The organism is Halocatena marina, assembly GCF_023276375.1.
Taxonomy (GTDB): Archaea; Halobacteriota; Halobacteria; order Halobacteriales; family Haloarculaceae; genus Halocatena; species Halocatena marina.
Map to the genome: position 1 here is coordinate 3558722 of NZ_JALLPK010000001.1, position 22223 is coordinate 3580944.

The 22223-nt window shown below is 55.7% G+C and carries 21 protein-coding genes, 1 tRNA gene and 1 pseudogene; 17 read left to right on the plus strand and 6 right to left on the minus strand.

Annotated elements, in window-relative coordinates; genetic code table 11:
- Nucleotides 1-115: 115 nt before the first annotated feature.
- Entirely contained in the window at nt 116-814 is a 699-nt protein-coding gene (locus MW898_RS16860; protein WP_248908980.1) for a DUF120 domain-containing protein, read from the plus strand.
- Complete coding sequence (gene ribB, locus MW898_RS16865; protein WP_248908982.1) at nt 801-1469, plus strand: 3,4-dihydroxy-2-butanone-4-phosphate synthase; 669 nt, start codon at nt 801-803, stop codon at nt 1467-1469. Before MW898_RS16860 ends, ribB begins: the two co-directional genes overlap by 14 nt.
- A 93-nt stretch (nt 1470-1562) precedes the next feature.
- Here the strand turns inward: ribB and aroA are convergent, their stop codons facing one another.
- Nucleotides 1563-2846 carry a 3-phosphoshikimate 1-carboxyvinyltransferase gene (aroA, locus tag MW898_RS16870; RefSeq protein WP_248908984.1) on the minus strand — a complete coding sequence of 428 codons (1284 nt, stop codon included), beginning with the start codon at nt 2844-2846 and terminating at the stop codon, nt 1563-1565.
- 192 nt (nt 2847-3038) lie between these two features.
- Here aroA and MW898_RS16875 point away from each other — a divergent pair, with 192 nt between their 5' ends.
- The 5 genes from MW898_RS16875 to dinB all read left to right on the plus strand — a co-directional run bounded on the left by MW898_RS16875 (nt 3039) and on the right by dinB (nt 6038).
- Nucleotides 3039-3245, plus strand: coding sequence for a hypothetical protein (locus tag MW898_RS16875; protein ID WP_248908987.1), 207 nt, complete (start codon nt 3039-3041; stop codon nt 3243-3245).
- Between the two features lie 3 nt (nt 3246-3248).
- Complete coding sequence (locus tag MW898_RS16880; RefSeq protein ID WP_248908989.1) at nt 3249-4202, plus strand: DUF5794 domain-containing protein; 954 nt, start codon at nt 3249-3251, stop codon at nt 4200-4202.
- 37 nt (nt 4203-4239) lie between these two features.
- The gene (locus tag MW898_RS16885) at nt 4240-4473 is read left to right on the plus strand and encodes a DUF5795 family protein (protein ID WP_248908991.1); all 234 of its coding nucleotides are present in this window, start codon (nt 4240-4242) and stop codon (nt 4471-4473) included.
- A 58-nt stretch (nt 4474-4531) separates the two neighbouring features.
- Nucleotides 4532-4714, plus strand: a tRNA-Trp gene (locus MW898_RS16890).
- 88 nt (nt 4715-4802) lie between these two features.
- On the plus strand, nt 4803-6038 hold the full coding sequence (gene dinB / locus MW898_RS16895) for a DNA polymerase IV (protein WP_248908993.1): 1236 nt from the start codon (nt 4803-4805) through the stop codon (nt 6036-6038).
- A gap of 82 nt (nt 6039-6120) precedes the next feature.
- Here the strand turns inward: dinB and MW898_RS16900 are convergent, their stop codons facing one another.
- The gene (locus MW898_RS16900; protein WP_248908995.1) at nt 6121-6435 is read right to left on the minus strand and encodes a hypothetical protein; all 315 of its coding nucleotides are present in this window, start codon (nt 6433-6435) and stop codon (nt 6121-6123) included.
- Nucleotides 6436-6671: 236 nt separating this feature from the next.
- On the minus strand, nt 6672-8318 hold the full coding sequence (locus tag MW898_RS16905) for an acetate--CoA ligase (protein ID WP_248909799.1): 1647 nt from the start codon (nt 8316-8318) through the stop codon (nt 6672-6674).
- A gap of 132 nt (nt 8319-8450) precedes the next feature.
- Here MW898_RS16905 and MW898_RS16910 point away from each other — a divergent pair, with 132 nt between their 5' ends.
- Together MW898_RS16910 and MW898_RS16915 are read left to right on the plus strand one after the other, a co-directional pair.
- Nucleotides 8451-10232 carry an ATP-binding protein gene (locus MW898_RS16910; RefSeq protein ID WP_248908996.1) on the plus strand — a complete coding sequence of 594 codons (1782 nt, stop codon included), beginning with the start codon at nt 8451-8453 and terminating at the stop codon, nt 10230-10232.
- Nucleotides 10233-10330: 98 nt separating this feature from the next.
- Nucleotides 10331-11179, plus strand: a complete 849-nt coding sequence (locus tag MW898_RS16915) for a formate/nitrite transporter family protein (protein WP_248908998.1) — start codon at nt 10331-10333, stop codon at nt 11177-11179.
- 72 nt (nt 11180-11251) lie between these two features.
- Here MW898_RS16915 and MW898_RS16920 read toward each other — a convergent pair.
- The 3 genes and pseudogenes from MW898_RS16920 to ilvA all read right to left on the minus strand — a co-directional run bounded on the left by MW898_RS16920 (nt 11252) and on the right by ilvA (nt 14288).
- A pseudogene (locus MW898_RS16920) lies at nt 11252-12522 on the minus strand (RNA-guided endonuclease InsQ/TnpB family protein).
- Between the two features lie 3 nt (nt 12523-12525).
- On the minus strand, nt 12526-12684 hold the full coding sequence (locus MW898_RS16925) for a DUF2080 family transposase-associated protein (protein WP_248909000.1): 159 nt from the start codon (nt 12682-12684) through the stop codon (nt 12526-12528).
- Between the two features lie 389 nt (nt 12685-13073).
- Nucleotides 13074-14288, minus strand: coding sequence for a threonine ammonia-lyase (ilvA, locus tag MW898_RS16930; protein ID WP_248909002.1), 1215 nt, complete (start codon nt 14286-14288; stop codon nt 13074-13076).
- 241 nt (nt 14289-14529) lie between these two features.
- On the opposite strand from ilvA, the gene MW898_RS16935 reads away from it, so the two are divergent.
- From MW898_RS16935 to MW898_RS16970, 8 genes are all read left to right on the plus strand, one after another.
- On the plus strand, nt 14530-15207 hold the full coding sequence (locus MW898_RS16935) for a GNAT family N-acetyltransferase (protein ID WP_248909004.1): 678 nt from the start codon (nt 14530-14532) through the stop codon (nt 15205-15207).
- 148 nt (nt 15208-15355) lie between these two features.
- Nucleotides 15356-16162 (plus strand): hypothetical protein, encoded by an 807-nt coding sequence (locus MW898_RS16940; protein WP_248909006.1) that lies wholly within the window; start codon nt 15356-15358, stop codon nt 16160-16162.
- A gap of 239 nt (nt 16163-16401) precedes the next feature.
- Nucleotides 16402-17097: a CDP-alcohol phosphatidyltransferase family protein gene (locus tag MW898_RS16945; RefSeq protein ID WP_248909008.1), complete on the plus strand. Its 696-nt coding sequence runs from the start codon at nt 16402-16404 to the stop codon at nt 17095-17097.
- Nucleotides 17098-17901: 804 nt separating this feature from the next.
- Nucleotides 17902-18285: a DUF2267 domain-containing protein gene (locus MW898_RS16950; RefSeq protein WP_248909011.1), complete on the plus strand. Its 384-nt coding sequence runs from the start codon at nt 17902-17904 to the stop codon at nt 18283-18285.
- Nucleotides 18286-18446: 161 nt separating this feature from the next.
- The gene (locus MW898_RS16955; RefSeq protein WP_248909013.1) at nt 18447-19775 is read left to right on the plus strand and encodes an inorganic phosphate transporter; all 1329 of its coding nucleotides are present in this window, start codon (nt 18447-18449) and stop codon (nt 19773-19775) included.
- A 57-nt stretch (nt 19776-19832) separates the two neighbouring features.
- The gene (locus tag MW898_RS16960) at nt 19833-20300 is read left to right on the plus strand and encodes a universal stress protein (protein ID WP_248909015.1); all 468 of its coding nucleotides are present in this window, start codon (nt 19833-19835) and stop codon (nt 20298-20300) included.
- A 91-nt stretch (nt 20301-20391) separates the two neighbouring features.
- Nucleotides 20392-21180, plus strand: a complete 789-nt coding sequence (locus MW898_RS16965; RefSeq protein WP_248909017.1) for a ZIP family metal transporter — start codon at nt 20392-20394, stop codon at nt 21178-21180.
- Nucleotides 21181-21315: 135 nt separating this feature from the next.
- Entirely contained in the window at nt 21316-22209 is an 894-nt protein-coding gene (locus tag MW898_RS16970; RefSeq protein ID WP_248909020.1) for a universal stress protein, read from the plus strand.
- Nucleotides 22210-22223 lie beyond the last annotated feature (14 nt).

Sequence of the window (22223 nt, forward strand, 5' to 3'; positions counted from 1 at the left end):
GCTATTCTGACGCTCTGCTTCGATGACAAACACGGTACAACTCCCTCACTGTTCCAAATTTGAGAAGCGTTTCACATTCGGTACGCTTATCAGCGATGACTACGGACGATGAAATATGGCAGAATCGACTGGCGTCACAGTTGGTGCCGACGAGCGCGAGGTGCTGAAGGTGCTTGCGCTCGACGGCGCGTTGGAAGGACAGGCGCAGGTGTCGTGTTCCAGTCTTGGAGGTCGTCTTGACGTCTCGACGCAGACGGTCTCGCGTCGATTCCAACGGCTCGATGAGGCGGGACTCATCGACCGACAGATCGTTTCCGACGGACAGCTCGTATCGACGACCGACGCGGGAAAGCGTGTGCTTCGGCGCGAGTACGCCGACTACCAGCGTCTCTTCGAGCGTGAACAGGGTATCGAACTCACTGGGATGGTGACCGGCGGCATGGGTGAGGGCAAACACTACATCTCACTCTCTGGCTACATGCGTCAGTTCACGTCGAAATTGGGCTACGAGCCGTTCGCGGGCACACTGAACATCGACCTCGACGAAGCGAGCGTTCACGCCCGTGCTGGTCTCGAATCGATCGATCCGATCCGAATCGATGGGTGGGAGAACGACAACCGAACGTACGGACCTGCATTCTGTTGGTCTGCTCATGTTGAGGGCAACGGTCGGACGTACGATTCTGCTCACGTCATCGCACCAGAGCGGACACACCACGCTGACGATCAACTCGAACTCATCGCACCCGATCGGCTGCGTGATGAACTGTCGGTAGAAGACGGCGACGAACTCACAATCCATGTCGAGAAGTGAACCACAGCACGCGAGCACTGTCGAGGACGTAATCGGTGCGTTCGGTCGTAACGAACCCGTCCTCGTTCACGACGCTGCCGACCGTGAGGGTGAAACAGATCTGATCTATCCGGCCGGAGCTGTCACACCCGACGCAGTTGCACAAATGCGCAACGACGCTGGCGGACTGATTTGTGTCGCTCTCTCGGATTCAGTCTGTGAGACGTTCGACCTTCCGTTTGCACAGGATATCATCGATCATCCCGTGAGTTCGAATCTCGATCTCGCGTACGACGACCGATCATCGTTTTCGCTCACCGTCAACCACCGCGATACGTACACCGGTATCACTGACGACGACCGGTCGCTCACGATCAGAAAGCTCGCGGACGCGGCCACAGTCGGTGAAGAGTTCGATTTCGCTACGGAATTTCACGCGCCGGGACACGTCCACCTCCTTCGGGCCGCGCCGAATCTTCTCTCGGACCGACAGGGACACACCGAGTTCGGACTCGCGTTGGCCGACGCTGCGGGACAGCCACCTGCTGTCGTCGTCTGTGAAATGCTCGATGACGAAACCGGAGCGGCTCGCTCGCCAACCAGTGCTCGCGCCTATGCACAACACCACGATCTCGCTTTCATCGAGGGAAGAGATCTTATCGACCGACTCGGTTGAAAGCGAGCTCAACGCTGCGAGATCCGTATGCAGCGTACGCACTGGCTCGTCCTCCAACCAGATGCCGACGAATAGATGTTTCAGTGAAAAGAGCTATCGACTGATATCCGCGCCGATCTCATCGAGCGTGGCGAAGAAGTTAGGGAACGATACGTCCACGTGTTCTGCGTTCTCGACCGTCGTCGTTCCTTTTGCGGAGAGGCCCGCGATTGAGAGCGCCATGATAATCCGATGGTCGTCGTATCCAGCGACGCGTGCGCCCTGAAGCGTTGATTCCTCACCGTGGATTGTGAGCGTATCGTGCGCTTCTGTGACCGCTCCACCGAGCTTGTCGAGTTCGTTCGCCATAGCTGCCACGCGATCGGTCTCCTTGTATCGGACGTGTTCGCAGTTCACGATGTGTGTCTCCCCGTCTGCGGCTGCCCCGAGCACCGCGATCGTTGGGAGGAGATCGGGCGTATCACCCACGTCCACTTCGATGCCAGTGAGGGTCGAGCGCTCGACGGTGATAACGCCCGCATCACGGTCCCAGTCAATGTCTGCGCCCATGCGTTCGAGGATATCCACAATGGCAATATCACCCTGTGCGCTCGGATAGACGCCTTCGACGACGAGCGTGCTGTCGGCTGCCAGTGCACCGGCTGTGAGAAGGTACGAGGCCGATGAGAAATCCCCAGGAACCGTGTATTCTCCCGATTCGGGACGGTAGTCCTGCCCACCTTCGACGGCGAATCCGCTCTCAGTCCGCTCGGTTTCGACGTCGAACGCATCGAGCACTTCACGCGTGATGTCGACATAGGGTGCAGACTTGAGCTCGGTTTCGAGTTCGATGGTGATGCCGTCGGTCGTAACGCCACCGGCCATCAACAGCGCCGTGACGTATTGGGACGAGACATCGCCCGGAATCGAGACAGATCCGCTTTCGATTGGTCCGCCGAGGACGAGCGGTGCCTGTCCGTTCTCACGAGTGCTCTCTGCCCGTCCACCGAGTTGTTCGATGGCGTCGAGTAGTGGTCCCTGTGGTCGTGAACGGAGTGAGTCGTCACCGGTGAGTACCGTCAGTCCATCGGCCAATGCGGCTGTCGCCGTGATCAGTCGCATCGTCGTTCCACTGTTCGTACAATCGATGACGTTGTCGGGAACGTTCGGGCGGCCATCGAAGCCGGTGATCGACAGTGGTGCGTCTCGATCGTCTACGGAGCCACCGTACGCCTCAACGGCTCGCATCGTCGCGCGCGTGTCAGCACTCACGAGCGGGTTGTGGATGGTCGCACCGTCGGCGTATCCCGCCGCGAGGATCGCTCGATGCGTGTAACTCTTCGACGGCGGCACACGAACACGACCCGTGACCGCAGAGCGCGAAATCGCTACGTCCATGCTTGTGGCTTGTGTCCGCTGGTTATACGATTTGCGAGTCGTGCGAAGTGGTGGTGCAATGCACCGTTCTGGTTCTGGGCCAGTGCAGCAATTTCGTTGCTGCTCTGTGACCGCTTTTCGGCGATTGATGTCACGACGGATGAGGCCACGTCTCACGCAATGTTTATGATTTAAACGGCAATTATTACGAGTATGGACTACAGATGTCCCATCGCAGCGAGCACCGGAAGCAACAACATCAACACCGGGATGCTTCGATTTGCGACAGGGATGTTTGTGGGGAAACCCGTTACACAGCGAGGCTCGACGTTCGATACGTTCGGGAACGCGACGGCTCGCTTGCGCCCACGGTATCGTAACGGACACTCCCCGGCCGATGGTCACGGTCATCGATCCTGATCGATGAGTACGTCACACCACCCAGTTGCGCTTCGCTTGGAACGTCACGTCGGTCCTGGGACGAGATTGCTTACGACCGTCATGGCGTTGCCGCTCGTGGACGGTATCTTTCCTGCGCTTATTATCGCCGGAGCGGTTGACTCCGTGCTCGGGATTCTCGAAGTTGGGCTGCTCGTATTCGGTGGTAGCGCGACCCTCTCGGTCGTGCTCGCCGAAATGAGTGGCTCCCGTCGTGAGCAGGTTGTCTCGATACTTGCCGTCGGTTCGATCATCGTCAGCCTTGCGGCCGTTGAAGCTGCGCTTGCGCCGACGATCGAGTCGCTGCTCGTCCTCGAGACGTTCGAGCGTTTCGCTGCACTGGTCATTCTTGCGATTGCCGCGAAAACCGTGAGTGCGACCGTCGGCGAGTATCTTCCGAGTCCCGGCGTCATCATTGGATTCGGGTTGCTCGCAAGCATCGATCCGTCGAACATGGAACTCGTGTTCACGACTGATCTGTCTCTGATCATCCGTAGTACGGCGGCAGCCGGTGTGGGCGTTGCGTTCGCGCTCGGGGCTGCACTTGCGGGACCGACCCTCCGAAAACTGGTCGGACTCGACTACTTCCGGTTCGGAAGTGCGGTTGCCCTCGGTGTCCTCTCACTATCGATTCTCGGATTCATCTCCGACCAGATCCCCCTTGCGCTCGCGGTGCTCGCAGTGACTGCGCTGCTCTCGATCGATCTCAGTGGAACCCACGAAAACGAAACCGAGCGTGACGACGGCCCGGACACGTCACCCAATGACTGTGACTGTGGCCACACTCATACTGGTAGCACCGACACAGACACTGATCGTGTGCCAGATGAACCTGAGACCGAATCTGGTTCCGGCGCGATTACTGATGGTGGTCGGCCATCCGAACTTGAATCCGCAGCTGAACCAGCTACCGAATCCGAACGCGTTCCGTGGCTCTAAGGGGCAACGTTTAGGCGATTCACACGCTGGCTTACGTATGGCCGAAAAGGGAAACCGTGTCGTTCAGGGTCGAATGGTCACGCCAGGATCACTCGCTGAACTCATTGAGGGCGACTCGGTAATGGACGCCGAACCGATCGAGGATGCCAACCGCGAGTGTCCGGACTGTGGTGGCTCTGTTCTCTCTGTCGGGTATATGCCGTCCGTTATGGAGTTCGTTACTGGCTATAAATGTCAAGATTGCGATTGGAAAACGACAGATCGGGAGTGACTCTTGGGTTCGGGTGAACCGAAACCGATTTACGGAAGATTACCGTTTCCAGTGATGCGGGGACGTGGCCAAGCCAGGCATGGCGACTGACTCCAGAGGTCACGCGCCCGGTGACGAAACTCCAGACAGAGCTGATATGCCGAGCGGGTGGCTGATCACCGCTCGCGATGACGACCCTCTGGAGTACCGAGGCGAGATCGGAGATATCAGTCGATCGGGGGTTCAAATCCCTCCGTCCCCATTCTTATCGAAATCGTTTATCCCCGAGTGTTCACTTTCACTGCGGACTGGACAAGTACAAACCGACCCCGATGCTATCGGCGTATAGCATGAGTGGCGCGCGCCTTCCAGGAGCGCCGACGCGCGAGGATCGGATCGTCCTTCACGTCGACATGGATTGTTTTTATGCCGCCTGCGAACGCCGCCGTGACCCAGATCTCGAAGGCGAGCCTGTCGTCGTCGGAATGGGCTATGAGTCGGGGGAATCTCACGGCGCAGTTGCAACTGCGAGCTACGAGGCGCGTGAATACGGCGTCGAAAGCGCACAAGCAATCTCACAAGCACTCGATCTCCTCCCTCGCACAAGAGACGACGACGGTCCTGTCGGCCACTACCGGCAAGTGGATATGGCACATTACGAGACTGTGAGTCAGGAGGTGAAAGCGGTGCTCTGCGAGGTTGCAGACACCGTTCGTGCGGTCAGCATCGACGAAGCGTATCTCGACGTGACTGATCGACTTGGGTGGACGGGCGCAGCGGTGTTCGCCAGAAATCTGAAAGCGCAGATTCGAGAAGAGGCGGGCGTTCCGGCGAGCATCGGTGTCGCTCCGAATATGAGCACCGCAAAGGTAGCGAGCGATTACGACAAACCCGACGGCGTTGTCGTCGTTCCTCCCGACGACGTGCGCTCGTTTTTGGCACCGCTTTCACTCGAAGAACTCCACGGCATCGGTCCCGTCACTGCGCGTGCGCTGCGATCGATGGGAATCGAGACGATCGGTGATCTGGCGAGCGCCGACCGGGGACGACTCGTCGATCAGTTCGGAGAGCGGGGACGTGAGATTCACGACCACGCACGGGGACACGACGATCGGGAAGTCGAGCCTGTCGGACAGCCAAAGAGCCTCTCGAACGAGTCGGCGTTCACCGAACCGACAGACGACGCCGACCGGATCGCTGATCGACTGGTGACGCTCGCTGAGGAGGTCACGACTCGCGCGTCGACCCGTGAGATACTCTATAAAACGATCGGAATCAAAGTTGTGACTCCACCATTCGATGTCCATACGCGAGCGCGCTCGTTGTCTGGTCCCGTAGACGACGCTGCCCTCGTCGAAACGATCGCACTCGACCTCATCGAGGAGTTCGAGGAACAAGCTATTCGAAAACTCGGTGTCCGTGTTTCGAATCTTGCGTTCGTCGAAGAAGACCAATCTAGTCTGGACGAATGGAATCGCAATTGTTCGAACGACCAACAAACCAACGAACCCGAAGCAAATGCTCGCTCTGATGTCGCTTCGAACGACGAACGAGAGCGCCAGACTTCTGTGTTCGAATTCACCTGATCGTACTCAGAGAACTCGTGGCAGGACGGGTACTAACGACTGTTCGGCTTATTTCGATCCAATAGAGAGGAAAGCTGCAGAACTATTCGGCACTTTGTGTCACCGCAGCCTTGAGCTTGGTGACCGTGTTTTCAGTGTACTCCAAACCTGACGTCGTGAATGTATCGTCCGGTGCTTTGTAATAGGCGATGAGCCCCCAGACGAGAATACCGGCTCCCGCCCCGGCCGCTGAGCCGAGTAATCCGAGCGAATAGAACGCGACTCCCTGTCCGGAGAGCACGATGAGCGTCGGAATGCTCGTCGTGTGTGGGACGAGCGCATCCTCGTTCAACAGCGTGGGAATGAGGCTGCCGATCGCGACGATGCTACCAGCTAAAATAACAATGTCTTGCCACATGGTTCTAATTAGGGTTGAATTACCCGGACGCTCCAAAGGAAGCGAGCGTCCAGGACAGCTACATCACAAACTGAGAGCTTTGTTTGTAGTAAGTGTTTTCGTTCATAGCCTCCTCGAGATGCTGTGTCATATCTCGATCATTTCCTCATGAACAATCACAATAATGGATGAATTACCAATCGTAGTTTCCACAATGGATTTCAACCAGCGCCGGTCGATAAGCGCAACTTACTCGCTCACTCCTCGTCGCGTAGTTCGGTCCGTCGTATCTTTCCCGTCACTGTCTTTGGAAGTTCGTCTCGGAACTCGATCTCTCGTGGATATTCGTGGGCAGCGAGTTCCTCTCGGACGTGCTGTTTGATGTCTTCTTTCAGGTCCGTCGACGGATCGTGCCCGTCGCTGAGGACGACGTATGCTTTGACGATATTCCCTCGCTGTTCGTCGGGTTTCGGGACGACTGCGCCTTCGGCCACAGCGGGGTGTTCGCCGAGCGAGCTTTCGACTTCGAACGGACCGATGCGATAGCCTGCGCTGAGAATCACGTCGTCAGCGCGTCCTTCGAACCAGAAGTAGCCGTCCTCGTCGAGATGTCCGAGATCACCGGAGAGATACCATCGATCGTCTTCGCCCACGAAACAGTCCTCGGTTTTTTCGGGCTGCTCCCAGTAGCCAGCGAAGAAACACGGATAGTCCCCTTTCTGAGCGATCACGCCCGTTTCGCCAGGAGCGAGTTCCTCGCCCGTTTCGGGGTCGACCACGGTAGCCGTTATGTCGGGAAGTGGTTTGCCCATGCTCCCGGGACGAACCTCCATCGTCGGGTAGTTGTTGATGATCATGTTTCCTGTTTCGGTCTGACCATATGTATCGAGAATAGTGACGCCGAGCACCTCCTCACCCCACTCGACGACGCCAGCGCTGAGCGGCTCCCCGATGCTCAGTGCGTGACGGAGATCGGAATCGATGTCTTCGAGCATCTCTTCCCGTTCTCGGAGCATTCGGTAGGCCGTCGGGACCGAAAAGAGGACGCTAATGGGAAACTCATCGATGAGAGCAGTCCACATCTCGGGGTCGAACTCCCCCTCGTACGTGAACAGTCGACTCCCCCAGAACCAGGCGCCAAGCGTGTTGATGGGACCAGTCAGCCATCCGAGGTCGGCAGTGCTCCAGTAGAGATCGTCGTCCTGTAAGTCCACTGCAAACCGCTGTGTGGCCGCGACTCCCGCAACCCACCGATGCTTGTGTAGGACGCCTTTGGCCGGTCCCGTGGTCCCACTCGTATAATACAACAGTGCGTTGTCGTCGCCGCTTGTCCGAACCGTTTCGAACGTCTCATCCGCAGCCGCAACTGCCTCGTGATAGTCGATGTCGTCCTCGTGACCTCCACCGATAACGATGACTTGCTCGACGCTTGGGACGTCTTTGAGTGCGCTCGCAATTGTTGCTCGGTTGTCGTCGGTCGTCACGACCACGCTTGCATCACAATCGGATAATCGGTACGCGATCCCGTCTGGGCCGAACCGTTCGTTGACACTGCCCCAGACGGCTCCTGCTTTGAGAGTCCCGATCATCGCAACGTAGTGCTCGGGAACGCGTGGCATGTACGAAAACACGCGATCACCCGGATCGGTGTGTGCTGTAAGGACGTTCGCAAAGCGATTTGACTGCTCAGCAAGCTCTTCGAAGGTTAGTTCCTCGCGTTCGCCATCGACTCCCGCGTAGTGAAGCGCCACTCGATCCGGGGTCGCGCCAGCGTGTCGATCACAGACTTCGTGTGCGATGTTCAACGAATCGGGAGCGTCCCAGTCTGCCTCAGCATAAATATCGCCCCATGTGATATCTTTACACGCTGTGTCGTAGTCCTGAAGATTGTGGTCTGTTAGCATCGACACATCGAACCCCGACGGCGATCGTAATATGATTTCTCCCTAATTTCATACTATATTGTAAGAGGAAATATCGCGGCGTGTCTGACGGACAATTATGGTTGTAGAGGATGACCGGTTGGATGAGAGCGTATGGCAAACGAAGAGATCACCGTCGGGACCGTTAGTGATGGCCCGGATGAGGGTGATACTGTCTCGCTTCCGGTCGTTGATCTGCTAACTGGTCGCGGATTTGTCACGGGGAAGTCGGGATCGGGGAAATCAAACTCCGCGAGCGTCATCGCAGAGAAGCTCCTTGATCGAGGGTACGCGCTTCTCGTAGTTGACATCGACGGTGAGTACTACGGTCTCAAGGAGAAGTACGAGGTGCTACACGTCGGTGCTGACGAGGAATGCGACATTCAGGTCAGTCCCGAACACGCCGAGAAAATCGCCTCACTTGCACTTGAGAACAACATTCCAATCATTCTCGATGTCTCCTCGTATCTCGATGAGGACGAAGCAGCAGAACTTCTGACAGCGGTCGCCCGCCAGCTGTTCGCAAAGGAGAAAAAACTCAAAAAGCCGTTCTTACTGATTGTCGAGGAGGTACACGAGTACATTCCCGAGGGAGGTGGTCTCGGCGAGTGCGGTCGAATGCTCATCAAAATCGGTAAACGAGGACGGAAACACGGTCTCGGGATCACTGGCATCAGTCAGCGTCCGGCAGATGTCAAAAAAGATTTCATTACCCAATGCGATTGGCTCTGCTGGCACCGACTCACGTGGAAAAACGATACGCAGGTCGTTCGACGAGTTCTCAGCGGAGAGTACGCAGAAGCAGTCGAATCGCTTGACGACGGCGAGGCGTTCGTTCGCTCGGACTGGTCCGAGAAAATCCGTCCCGTACAGTTCGACCGAAAGCAGACGTTCGACGCCGGGGCAACACCGGGACTCGATGATTTCGAGCGACCCGATCTCAAACCCGTAAGCACCGACCTCGTCTCGGAACTCGAACAAATATCAGAGAATAAACGACAGCGCGAGGCCGAGATCGAGCGGCTTGAGCGAAAATTAGCAGACAAGGAGGCCCGCATCGAGAAACTCGAACGCGACCTCGCCGACGCGCGCGACCTGAGCCGGATGGCTGATCAGTTCGCATCAGCACTGTTCGATCGGTCGGGACGCTCTCGTGTCCAACTCGAATCAGAACAACAAACGCTCGATGCGTATCCCATGACGCTCCGCGATGTGCGTGGAAGGTCAATCGGCAAAGGTACACCGAGGAACGGGAATGGCTACCTGAACAGAGACGAAATAGAAATACTACCGTCACTGTCCGAATCGGAGCCTGAGGCAGCTCCCAACTCCAAACCCCAGTCTGAGACAGAGTCTGATCCCGAATCTGAGGCAGCATCTGACTCCAATCCCGAATCTGAGGCAGCATCCGAATCCGAAATCGATGCTAACCCTGACGCTGAGAATGAGTCAGTTGACGAAACGTCCGATACGACCAACTCAGACGGATGTGACGGCGATCTTGATCCTGAAACCGACGGTGTCTGTGACGACGAGAAAGATCGGAGAGCGGATGAAGAAGACGACGAACGGTTGGTCGTTCAGCGCATCCGGCGATCGATTGCGGATCTCGATCCGGTGGCGCGTGAGATGTTGGCGCGGTATCGGAGCGATGGACCGATTTCTCCGGTTGATGCCCACGTCGCGGCGGGTGGGTCGGGAGAGCGGATGATGTCGTACTGGCGAAACAGTGCGCTTCGCCGAGCAGATCTCATCACGCACGTCGGTCGTGGGCAGTACGCGTACGCGCTCCCCGAGCGTATCGCTGCCGATCACGACGGTCGACTTCCGCCCGAGGAAGTCGAGAACTGTGTCGCCCGAATCGAGAACGAACTGCTTCCTGATGTGGACGGTTGATAGTCGCTACAGCTCGATATCGGCTCTGACAGATTGTGCGTTGATCGGTCTGTTTCCGGCCGGGAGGTTTAACAGCAAATGACGAAACTGCTTGCACGATGAGTTCTGAATCAGACAACGAGCCGAGCGGAGCGACCCTCGACTATCGGAATATTCTCGAACGGGAGATGGAAAGCGCGCTCAAGGAGATTGACCGACCAGCGAAGGGATTGTTTCTCTCGGGATTCTCGGCCGGACTCAACCTGAGCTTCGGGGCGTTGTTCATGGCGATGGTTCTGACGTTTTCGGGGGGATTTGGCTCTGATCTCACGAAACAAGTTGCGCTGGCCGGCATCTCCGCGATTGCGTTTCTCTTCGTGGTGATCGGCCAAACAGAACTGTTCACCGCTCACACGACGATGGCCATTCTTCCACTGCTCGATGGTCGCGCCTCAATCGGCGAGGTCGGTCGTCTCTGGAGCGTAGTGTACATTGCCAATCTGTTCGGATGTGTTGCATTCGTCGGACTGATCGCAGCCGTCGGTCAGCCGATGGGAATCGCCGAGCCGTCGTCGTTTCAATCGCTCGCAAGCGCGTTACTCGGTCTTTCGTGGTGGGTGACATTCTTATCGGGCGTCATCGCGGGCTGGCTGATGGGGATGGCGACGTGGCTGTCTGCTGCGAGCCGTGACACGATAGGTCGAATTGTCGTTGTACTGCTTGTCACGGCGACGATCGGATTTGGTCCCTTTCACCACTCGATTCTCGGAACGACTGAAGTGCTCTCTGGTGTGATATTCGCTGACGGAATCACGATCGATCTGTTCGGTTGGTTTCTCCTTTGGACGACGCTCGGCAATGTCGTCGGCGGTGGGGTGTTCGTTGGGTTGCTCAACTACGGACACATCGAATTAGCAGGTGAACGACAAGACATTGAGTTCGTCTCTGAATCCAGACCCGACGAGTGAACTACCCCACCCTACCGCTCGCCTGATGGCTCGCAGTTGAGGGTGTCACCAGAAATCTCCGATTTCTGGTTGCTAACCAGAACCGTTGATTCTGGTGATGGGGCTTCCTGCTTCCAAGACGCGCTTTGCAGGAACCGAATGGATTCCCGTAGGGAGCGCAGTCTCCACAGGCGTTGATTCGGAGCATCCCGCTCCTACCTGCTTGATACCGCGAGAAAGAATATTCCATGCCGCGTTCCAGTCCCTGTCGGCGGTGAAGCCACACGATGGACAGGAGTGTTCGCGGACCCACAGCGGTTTGTCGGTTGAAACGCCACAAGCTGCACACTCTTTGGTCGTCCCGGCTGGATCGACGGCCACAAAGTGCGTCCCTTCGCGTTCGCACTTATATTCGAGCAGCCGAAGGAACGTTCCCCACGCTGCTCCGGCACGGTTCCGCGAGTTACCATCGAGTTCGACCAGACCTTTCGCGTCGAGATCTTCGACCGCGACGAGATCGTACTCCCGAGCGTAGTAGTTCGAGAGTTTATGCAAGAAGTCCCGGCGCTTTCGCTTGAGATCGGCGTGACACTCGGCAACGCGACGGCGTTGCTTCTCGCAGTTGTTCGACCCGTGCTCTTTCCGGGCGAGCTTGCGTTGCTCGTCTTCCAACCGGTCACGTTCGTCTGAAAGGTCAAGCGACCCGACTGCCATCCCATCCGTATCGTGAACGTACGTGAGAATTCCCACGTCGATACCAACGCAGTTTGTCGGATTCTCCGGTTTCTCCGGGAGGTCGTCGGGTGTCTCGATTCCAAACGAAGCGAACCACTCGCCGGTCGGCTCCTTCTTCACCGTCACCTGTTTGATCGCGGCGTCGTCGGGCAGCTCGCGGTGTCGCCAGAACCTGCGGTTCTGGCTGCTAACCAGAATCTTCGATTCTGGTGATGAAGCCGAAGGGGTATGTCTCCGATTTTCGAGAGTCGCAGGACGGTCCGGCCACTCGTATTCTTGAGTTCGAAGCCGGACTGTCGGTATGTGAACGATCGGTACTCGTTCGGCGCTTTCCACTTGAGCAGGCCAACCGCACGACCATTGTCCTTCGCGTTTTTGAGCCGTGAGAGGTTGTCGTACAATCGCTCAACGACGTTCTGGAGTGTCCGCGAATACAGGCTGGCGAGATCAGTCCACCACTCTTTGATCGACGGGAGTCGGTTGATCTCGCCGTGCTTTGTCGTCCCCTCGGCGCGGTTGAGACGGTAGAGGAAGTGGTTGTACACTTGCCGATACAGATCTCGATGCCGGTCCATCGTCTCACGGAGAGCGTCGGATGGATCGAGCTTGTACCGGTAGTTGTAGTGCATGGACTACTCGCCGTCGGATGGGTCGGATTCGGAAACACGGACGACTTTGACTTCAGCCCCGATCCATCGCTTCGGGACGGTGATATGAGCACCGCCACTCCCAAACGGTTTCACGGAGCGGTCGATGACTTCTTCGGCGTCGTCTGTTTCGTACCGATCCATTATCCATCTATATAGTAGCCATATAGTTAAACCAACCGATAGTGTGGGCCTGTAGGTCGAGCGTCAAACGTGTCTGAGAACTGTGCGACGGCTGTATCCCCTCCCTGCTCGCGTCTCCGGCGCTCGCTGAGGAAGGGGTCTTAGCGCCTCAATTCAGATAAACGAGCGAATGTGTGTACCCTGCACGGATAACGGTAATCGCAACCAAACGTGGTACGACGGACCGTTTTTAGACTCTGCACCGAAGGGGCACGGCGGTGTATACGAGGTTGATCCGTTGGCGTTTGGTGCCGACATCGATGATCATGAGACACATCGTGTCGCGTGCAGGGTGACTGGGAGTCGCTCAGCCAACGTGTTAATTGTCGTGGCCAAAATATCAAAGTCGATTACTCTACCTGTTCGACAGCGTACCCGCGGTCCTCGATGGCAGCGATAATGTTGGATGCATGACCTGATCCACTGGTGACGATCTGGAAGACGAGATACGCCTCGCCAACGTGAAGATCTTCAACCGACCGGTCGTGACGAACCGTCCGTATATTCGCACCGAGATCGCCAATGACGGAGGCCAGCTCGCCCATAATTCCCGGTTGGTCGTCGATGCGAACCCGAAGCCGAAGCAGTTGGCATCGATCGGTTAGTGCGTGTGTCATCACTATCTGTAGCATTGACATATCGATATTTCCACCACCGAGCAGGGGGACGACGGATTCATCTGTCACGTCGAGATCATCAGAAAGGAGCGCGCTCACGGATGCTGCGGCCGCGCCTTCGACGAGCTGCTTTGCCCGTTCGAGGAGGATGAGTGTGGCGTTGGCAATTTGTTCATCGCTGACGAGTACGATGTCGTCGACGTATTCCTCGATGAGAGAGAGCGTCAGATCGGAGATACCGCCGGTTGCGATACCGTCCGCGATCGTTTGCGGGTGATCAACCTCGACCGGAATTCCCTTATCGAGGCTGTCGGGAACGGTGGCAGCCTCCTCAGCTTGCACACCGACAACGCGGATGCTTGGGTCGAGTGATTTCAGCGCAGTGCTAACACCGCCGATCAGACCACCGCCACCGATGGGGACGATGACCGTATCGACCGATGGCATCGCGTCGTAGATTTCTAGCCCTAAGGTACCCTGTCCGGCGACAATATCCGGATCGTCGTACGCGTGGACGAAGGCTACATTGGTTGCCTCCGTCAGCGTTTGCGCGTGCGCCATCGCTGCCTGAAAATCGCTTCCTCGGAGTTCTACATCAGCCCCGTACCCGCGTGTTGCGTCGACTTTCGCTTGCGGAGCGTTTTCTGGCATAACGATCGTCGAATCGAGTCCGACTTTCGTCGCCGCGAGCGCGACGCCCTGCGCGTGGTTACCGGCACTCGCTGCCACTACTCGATCAAACGTGCTGGGGAGTTGTGTGAGCTTGTTGTACGCCCCTCGCGTCTTGAACGAGCCTGTCCGTTGAAGGTGCTCCATTTTCAGGTGAACGTTCGCCCCTGACGCCTCGCTCAGCGACCGACTGCGTTCGAGCGGTGTCTCCCGGACCACCGATTCGTCGTCAAAACGCTCTCGCGCGCTACGAATGTCCTCCAGTGTCACTCTTGGCATAGATGCCCAAGATATCGACGGGGAGTATTTACAAATATTGCTCGAATAGAAATGTTGTTGTATGATTGAATTACTAATTTTCAATCATTTATTGAAAATCAAGAATAGTGCATGCGAACTGTTCTATCGCCCTCGTTGGCTGTGAGGACGACCCTGAATATCGGCTTTCTAACGAGTTTTGTGTCCATCTCTAACGCTTTCTGAACTGGCTAGCCCGAAAAACAGTCGTGGGTGGCAATATTTGCTTCTTTCAGTCGCGTTTACGAATCGATGCCTGCTTGGCATCGATATGGGCTTCGGGAGACTGTGGCAACTCACACGAAACGAGTACGGACGCACGATCTACGAAGCACTTGCGAAGCTCGGGGTGAAGGTCTCGTTGATGTACGTGTATGCGCGCTCGGTCGACGATGTAAGCGACAGTGCTGTTCGTGATGGAGACAAATCGCTCACCTTCGAAACACGGCGGGGCAGTGACATCGACCGATCGGATGAAGCGTTTGAGGAACTTGACGCCACTGACATCGCTGTGCTCGCCCGGTCCGGTGAGACCATCGTCGGTCAGGTCTTCTTGAGTGTCTCCCGTCCAGTGTACGCCGACCCGGTCGAAATGGACGTGGGTACCGAAGCCGCGTACATCTGGCGGTTACACGTCGATCAGGAGCACCGACAACGCGGAATCGGAACGACACTCGTCGATCGCGCTTGTCAGGCGGCAGCAACAGAAGACACCGCGTCATCAGTGACTGCACTGGTCGCTCTCGACAACGTCCCTTCACGACGCCTCTTCGAAACCAACGGTTTCGAACCCCGCTCGCTCATAACGTACGGGCGCTTCTTCGGTGTCAGCTACAGATCACAACGAGCGGTGTCGGACAGTAGCAATCGTAATCACTGGATATCTAACGTATACAAGTGAGAAAACAAGGGTAATCTGAATCCTCTCGTTCTCCTCGTCTCGTGATGGGTGTGCCATTTGACCCGCATACTGCCACAAATCACGCGCTCCGCGCCGGATCATTCAGACAGATCGAAATTATTATTGTTAGATTGAATGATTGGAATTTATGGGTCTCTCAGCTGTTTCGTATACTCTCGTGTTTGGTGACCGTCCGCAGACGAGCGTGCAGGCTCTGGTTGCGGGGCTCGTGGTCGTTGGATGTGCGGTGGTGATGCGATTCGTCGCTCCGTCATTGTTGCTCGGTATTGAGCCTGCGTTGCTCACAGCAGCCATTGGATTTCTTCTTGCAGTCGCTGTCGGTCGCTATGAGGGTGGCGTACTCGTTGCTATTCTTGCAGCAGTCATCCCCGTGTTTTCAGTTGCTGTTGCATCGACAGCCATTCTCGCGCCAGTAACTCCCGAACTAGCAGCTCGCGCTATGCGTGGCGCTCTCTGGTATTCGATGGGTGTGGCCGTGTTCGTTACTGGACTACCGGGATATGCTGTTGGCAGAATTTCACAGTCTGACCACGCGTTCTCCTCCCTCCCTCTCAACGAACACCTTCGTGTCGATCACAGACACTCCATCCCACTGCTCGTTTATGGTCTTCTCGTGGTTGGCATCGTCGTGGCTTGGTCGGTACTCCCTGTGTCTATGCTGCCCCCGTCGGCTGCTGTTGCACCAGTGTCCGCTGGTGCTGGGCTCATCACGGCTGTCTTCCTCGGCTATCGGGCGCAAGGCGCACCTCCATCAGTTGGTGCGGGCACCATCGGCGTCAGCGCTGGCCTCCGATTGTTCACACAGGATGCGTTTCTTGCTGCGAGCGGTGGTTCCCCCTTCGTGTTTGCTGGCGTGATTCTCGCTGTCGGTTTCGTTGCTGGTGGCCTCTTCGGTTTAATCGGGTATGGTATCGGGCGGATGCTTGCCGACTAAGACCGATCATCATCCAATATAGGGCGGAAAATCACGTTGAGGACGACAAATCAGCACCACTCGCACATCCGAGTAACGTATATGAGAACTACTCAGACAGGATTTACATAGCTCTCGATACAATACTACACGACAGAGGAACAACGAACACGTAGCTCTGATCTATATATTCAAACGTCTATTTAGATATTGTAGACAAATATTATATTCTACCAATTCGATACTGTAGACGAGCGTCCATGACTGATGAGAGCATGGCGGCGAGGATCGTGCGTTTGAGCGAACGCGTAGGTGGTCGGGAGATACTCTCCGCGCGCACAGAGCGTCATATCTTGTTGCGATTGAGTCTTGCTGATTACTGCAGTTTCGTTGCACTATTATTCGCGTGGGGGGCGACCGTATTGTTGCTCTCTCGTGAGCCTAACTGGGCTATCGTCGCCATGTTTTGTGGATTTGCGTTCGATAAACTCGACGGCTACATTGCGCGTCAGTACGACCGTCAGTCCGCTTTCGGTCGGCATATCGATTCGTTCATCGACGTGTTCGTCTACCTGGTGACGGCAGCGGTACTCTATCAGGTTGTTATGTCTCCGCATCTTGCGATGAGCGTCATTGTTGGCTTCCTCCTCATCGCGTTTGGGGGCTTGCGACTCATCCGGTTCACCGACGAAGGATTTGTGACCGATGGCGGAACCAGCTACTACCGAGGAATCACCGTCGTTCACACGAATCTCCTTGTGCTCGTGAACTATTTCCTCATCCAGTTCATCCCACAATGGAACGGCTGGCTCGCCGCAGCGAGTATCGCCATCGCCTGTCCGATCATGGTTTCGGATTATCCGAGCAAGAAAACGGTGAAAAGTCAGTCAATCGTGGCTGTCCTCGGTCTTGTGGCAATTGGTCTGTGTCTCGCTCTCGAATTCGGCTACGTATGAATTGCCGGACGTAGTACATCGTTTTGTCTGAGTGAGCCAGAACAGAGACCGAATCTGCAGCAGTAGCGAAGAGCATCCAGTTGCACACTATAGACACAGTTCGTAACTAATGAGCTGAACTCGGCTCGTTCATCGGAACCATTCTCGTAGACGTCAGTTCATGCGACATACACCGAACACTTGTTGGACGGTGTGACGTGCTTACTCAGAGCTATACCGGCTCTCTTTTGGTTGGTGATCGACGGACTGGAGTAGAAATGCGATTGCATGCGTGCTCTCTGGCGACTCAAGTTCGCTGGCCCACGTCTGAAATATTAGTATACAAATACTATCTAAAATTGTAAAAATAGTATAGTAGAACTCTTTACTCACTTCTGCTATCGAAGAATGATGGTGGCTGGTTGGGGTCTTCTGATTGGTCATTCTATAACGACATGCTCTCTGTAAGTTTATCGGAAATCACCGTCGCCTCCGTTAAAACATTATTATATAGCGTTAACTTATCTATGAATTCGTTCTACTGAATTGAGTGAATAAAAAATACATTCGGGAAACCATGGAATATACATAATTCACGACTTTTACTTACTAACTCTCCTCTGGACGATGAATCGCTACACTCGCCACGGCTATACGCCTATTCTGATCGTACGCTTTCGAATATCTAAAACAGTATACGAGGCATTAGTTTTGATGGATATTGAGTAGTATCGATAATTAGATATTCAATAGCGCGACAATCGTCGTTTGTCGACACTAGATGTATATTGATTGTCCTCGATTAATTGCGTGTGAGGGGTTCCAATGCATTACGATCAGTTCATGGGTCAGGTACAGAACAGACTACAACTCAGCGACGGGGGGAAAGCCGTCCGAGCGACGCGCGCCGTTTTGACGACGCTCGGCGAACGCCTCCAATCCGGTGAAGCGAAGGATCTCGCTGGACCATTACCGATGGAAGTCGACCGGTATCTTCTGCAGGCTGACTCCGGACAACGATTCTCGATCAACGAGTTTTTCGATCGAGTGTGTGAACGAGAGACCGTCGACCGATCCGATGGGGTGTATCACACAAAAGCAATCGTCGCACTACTCGATGAAGTCGTCCCCGCGGGTGAAATGCAGCAAGTCAGAGGGCAACTACCAGCAGAGTACGACCAGCTGTTCGAACTATCTGGCCAAGATTGATCCACAGCCACGAATCCAACGATTTCCGACGATCGTAGCGGTGAATGAAGCGCTCAGGTATCTCAGACAATTTTGCGTGCAAAGCGAAAGACGATACGGATCGCATCGCTTGGGAGCGGAAAATTTGAAGCGTATCGCTTTCGTTACTCTATTAGTGGTCTATGATCGCCATACCAGCATTACTCGCTGTTGGGCTGTTAGTCGCCATCTTCGTCGGATACAATATCGGTGGCTCTTCGACAGGTGTTGCATTCGGCCCTGCTGTTGGCAGTCGAATCGTCGGGAAAGCGGCTGCTGCCGGGATTTTCACGGCGTTTGCGCTGGTGGGCGGGTGGACCATCGGTAGGAACGTAATCGAGACGATGAGCGAAGGCATTGTTCCACAAAGCCAGTTCACACTCGCGGTGAGTATCGTCGTGCTCTTTTTCGCTGGGGGTGGACTGCTCGTCTCGAACGTTTTCGGTGTGCCTGCTTCAACATCAATGACGGCCGTTGGTGCGATTGCTGGTCTCGGAATTGCGACGAATACACTCGACGAACAGGTGATGTTCGCGATCCTCGCGGCGTGGATCATCGCTCCGGCCGTCGCTTTCTCTGTCGGTCTCGTGATCGGCCGGTACGTCTATCCGCATCTGGATGCACGAATCTCGTTCACTCGGTTTCAGGGTGGATTGGTCCGCCTCGATCGGTCTGGGTCTGGACACCTCCCGACACCGACGCTCAACGAAAACGCAGCGCCACGCGACGTACTCGGTGCCCTGATCGTGGTCATTATCGCGTGTTACAACGCGTTCTCGGCCGGGGCATCGAACGCGGCAAACGCGATCGCACCGCTCGTCGGAAACGGGTCGATCACAGCCAGCCAAGGAATCGTGCTAGCAATTGCTGCCATTGGTGTCGGGAGTTTCACAATTGCCCGACGAACCCTCGATACCATTGGCGAGGGGATCACCGACCTCCCGATTCTCGCCGCGATGATTGTTTCTCTTGTTGGTGCGACGATCATTACGGTTCTGTCTGGGCTCGGCATTCCGGCGAGTCTCGCTGTGAGTATGACTTCGTGTATCATCGGGTTGGGGTGGGGACGATCGAGCCGTGTCGTTACTCTCGCAGAAGCAACGAGTGTCGCTCTGGAAAAAGGAGGTGCAGAAGCAACCGATGTCGTGTTGAAAAAAGAGGACCGACCCGAGTTCTCTGCAGATGCGATCCTTGCAGAAAGCGGGAAGTCCAACTCGGATTCTAATCCAGCCCGCGGACCGACCGTCGGTGAGCTTGCAACAGGTGAAGATGAAGACCAAACCGAACAGCAAGACACAGAGAGAGAGCCGATCGAAGTGCCCGGAATTGGTGAAGAAGAGCCCGAGGAAGTGCTCGAAGAGACTCCAGTTCTCTTCGATCGTGTTGCTACTGGCCGGGTTGTTTTTCTCTGGCTGCTCACACCGACGATCTCGACGATCGGCTCGTATACGATCTTCGTTCTCTTCTTTTAGCGACGAGACCACCGAATCACAAAAACGGCTTTGATCATCGGTACCGAATGACGGTCCATGAGCGAACGCGTTTTCGACAACGAGCGAATTCTCGTTCCCATCGACGGCTCTGATGCCAGCGAGCGTGCGTTCGAATACGCGCTCAACTTCCCTGCTGAGAGCATCACACTCCTGACCGTTATCGATCCGTTCGATATCGATCCGCTTGCCCCCGGTTTACAATCGCCCAGTGGGAGGCCGGGGATGCCCGGCTACTCACCAGGATGGTACGAGAAAGTGGAACAGAAGGCAGAGGCGTTACACGACCGAAAACGAGAGCGTGCTGATGATCGTGATATTACCGTCAAAAGTGAGGTTACGTATGGGTCTCCTGCCCGTCAGATAGTGAAATACACCCACGAACACGAGATTGAACATATCGTGCTCGGACGGAAAGGGCACGATTCGATCACACGCGCACTTCTCGGCAGCGTATCCGAGCTGGTGGTCCGTCGATCTTCGGCAATCGTCACCGTCATCTCTTGATAGAATACGCTCTGGCCGGACAACTGAGACAAGCTGGAAGAGTCCGGCGGTGGCAGTAACTATTAACCCTCAGGATCCATCGTATCCAACGATGCCGACGACGGAGGCGCTCGCGTTTGTTGTTATTGCTGCCCTCATCACGGATTTGGCTACCGGACTCGGTGCAGTTCCATTCTTTTTCGTCGACGAGGTTAGTGATCGGGCGTACGTGCTGTTGTGGGGATTCGCGTCTGGGATTATGCTCTCGACGTCTGTTTTCGGTTTGCTTCCGGAAGGCGCTGCCCAAGGCCCGATCATCGAGGTAGCTGGCGGCACGCTTGTCGGGATTCTACTCATCTTTGTCGTAAGTCAATTGCTCAACGAGTACGACATCCACCCACAAACGATCTCAGCAGCAGATTTCCGTCGATTGTTACTCATCGTTGGGACGCTCACCATCCATAGCTTTCCGGAGGGCGTCGCGGTTGGTGTCTCGTTCGCCGATCTGAACATCGCTGGCGATGGGGTCACTGTCCCGCTTCTTGCTCTTTTTGTCACAATTGCGATTGCCATTCAGAACATCCCAGAAGGGTTGGCGGTTGCGATTCCCTTGAAGACACAGGGAATCGCAAACAGGCGACTCGTCTTCTGGGCCGTCTTTTCGAGTGCGCCACAACCACTCGCTGCAGTAATCGCATTCTACTTCGTTCGGATCGCTCGCAACGTGCTCTCGTTCGGGTTCGGGTTCGCAGCCGGTGCGATGCTGTTTCTCGTTGCCCACGAATTGCTGCCCGAAGCGTACGATCGCGGCCGTGAACTACCAAAACACGGTCGCGATGAAATTATAACCGGCGTGGCTCTTGGATTTTTGCTCATGGCACCGCTGCTCGTCTTCAGGTGACTGTGTCTGCGGAATGCTCCACAATCGCTTACCACCGTCAGACGGCGTCACATGGAGTGAGGACGATCGTCAAAGGGAACACGGAACGCTACTTTAAGAGCAGGGGACCCGAATGTAAGCGTGGGTTGACGCTCAATGTACGATACCATCCTGATTCCGACTGACGGGAGTGCGGGAGCGAACGCTGCAGCGCGCCACGGTGTGAGTCTTGCGAGGGCATTCGATAGTCAGGTCCATTTTTTGAGCGTTGTCGACGAACGGTCGTACAGCCATCGCCTCGCTGATCTTGACCCAGATATCGACGCTCGCCGAGAGATGCTCGAACAACAAGCCAATGATGCAGTTCAGTCGCTTGAGATGACCGCAACGGACGCATCCGTCACGTTCCACACAGCGGTCGAACACGGTATTCCACACGAGACGATTCTCGATTACGCCGAACAACACGATATCGATCTCCTATCGATGGGCACACACGGACGGACTGGTCTCGATAGAGTGCTACTCGGGAGTGTAACAGAACGTGTGATTCGAACGAGCGACCATCCCGTCCTTACGTCTCGGACCGAACCGGACGATCGGTTGAAGTACGATCGGATACTGATTCCGACGGACGGTAGTGAGGCTGCGTCCGCTGCAATCAACCATGGAATCGCTATCGCAGAACGATACGACGCCACCATTCATATTCTCTCAGTCGTTGATCTCGGTGCAATAACGGGTACCTACGAGATGGGTCCAAGTATTTCAGATCTCCTCGACACGTTAGGCGAAGAGTGTGAACACGCTGTGGCTGAGGTCGCCGCCAAATGCCGGGACAGAGATGTCGATGTTGTCACAAGCGTCGATCAGGGGACTCCCTCAAAAGCAATCCAAGAGTACATTAGTGATGCTGGGATCGACCTCGTGGCGATGGGAACACACGGTCGAACCGGTCTCGAACGATATCTTATCGGCAGCGTGACTGCGCGCGTCGTCCGGACGAGCAGTGCCCCGGTTCTCACCGTGCGTGAGCCACGAGAGGTATAAGACAGTCTGCTGTG

What these genes read in the sequence shown, in the direction of transcription:
- MW898_RS16900 (WP_248908995.1), bottom strand. Translation starts at nt 6,435, where the DNA reads ATGTGGCAAGACATTGTTATTTTAGCTGGTAGCATCGTCGCGATCGGC.
- aroA (WP_248908984.1), bottom strand. Translation starts at nt 2,846, where the DNA reads ATGGACGTAGCGATTTCGCGCTCTGCGGTCACGGGTCGTGTTCGTGTG.
- MW898_RS16860 (WP_248908980.1), top strand. Translation starts at nt 116, where the DNA reads ATGGCAGAATCGACTGGCGTCACAGTTGGTGCCGACGAGCGCGAGGTG.
- MW898_RS16875 (WP_248908987.1), top strand. Translation starts at nt 3,039, where the DNA reads ATGGACTACAGATGTCCCATCGCAGCGAGCACCGGAAGCAACAACATC.
- MW898_RS16950 (WP_248909011.1), top strand. Translation starts at nt 17,902, where the DNA reads ATGCATTACGATCAGTTCATGGGTCAGGTACAGAACAGACTACAACTC.
- MW898_RS16945 (WP_248909008.1), top strand. Translation starts at nt 16,402, where the DNA reads ATGACTGATGAGAGCATGGCGGCGAGGATCGTGCGTTTGAGCGAACGC.
- MW898_RS16885 (WP_248908991.1), top strand. Translation starts at nt 4,240, where the DNA reads ATGGCCGAAAAGGGAAACCGTGTCGTTCAGGGTCGAATGGTCACGCCA.
- MW898_RS16940 (WP_248909006.1), top strand. Translation starts at nt 15,356, where the DNA reads ATGGGTCTCTCAGCTGTTTCGTATACTCTCGTGTTTGGTGACCGTCCG.
- MW898_RS16915 (WP_248908998.1), top strand. Translation starts at nt 10,331, where the DNA reads ATGAGTTCTGAATCAGACAACGAGCCGAGCGGAGCGACCCTCGACTAT.
- MW898_RS16925 (WP_248909000.1), bottom strand. Translation starts at nt 12,684, where the DNA reads ATGGATCGGTACGAAACAGACGACGCCGAAGAAGTCATCGACCGCTCC.
- dinB (WP_248908993.1), top strand. Translation starts at nt 4,803, where the DNA reads ATGAGTGGCGCGCGCCTTCCAGGAGCGCCGACGCGCGAGGATCGGATC.
- MW898_RS16955 (WP_248909013.1), top strand. Translation starts at nt 18,447, where the DNA reads ATGATCGCCATACCAGCATTACTCGCTGTTGGGCTGTTAGTCGCCATC.
- MW898_RS16910 (WP_248908996.1), top strand. Translation starts at nt 8,451, where the DNA reads ATGGCAAACGAAGAGATCACCGTCGGGACCGTTAGTGATGGCCCGGAT.
- MW898_RS16905 (WP_248909799.1), bottom strand. Translation starts at nt 8,318, where the DNA reads ATGCTAACAGACCACAATCTTCAGGACTACGACACAGCGTGTAAAGAT.
- ribB (WP_248908982.1), top strand. Translation starts at nt 801, where the DNA reads ATGTCGAGAAGTGAACCACAGCACGCGAGCACTGTCGAGGACGTAATC.
- ilvA (WP_248909002.1), bottom strand. Translation starts at nt 14,288, where the DNA reads ATGCCAAGAGTGACACTGGAGGACATTCGTAGCGCGCGAGAGCGTTTT.
- MW898_RS16880 (WP_248908989.1), top strand. Translation starts at nt 3,249, where the DNA reads ATGAGTACGTCACACCACCCAGTTGCGCTTCGCTTGGAACGTCACGTC.
- MW898_RS16960 (WP_248909015.1), top strand. Translation starts at nt 19,833, where the DNA reads ATGAGCGAACGCGTTTTCGACAACGAGCGAATTCTCGTTCCCATCGAC.
- MW898_RS16965 (WP_248909017.1), top strand. Translation starts at nt 20,392, where the DNA reads ATGCCGACGACGGAGGCGCTCGCGTTTGTTGTTATTGCTGCCCTCATC.
- MW898_RS16970 (WP_248909020.1), top strand. Translation starts at nt 21,316, where the DNA reads ATGTACGATACCATCCTGATTCCGACTGACGGGAGTGCGGGAGCGAAC.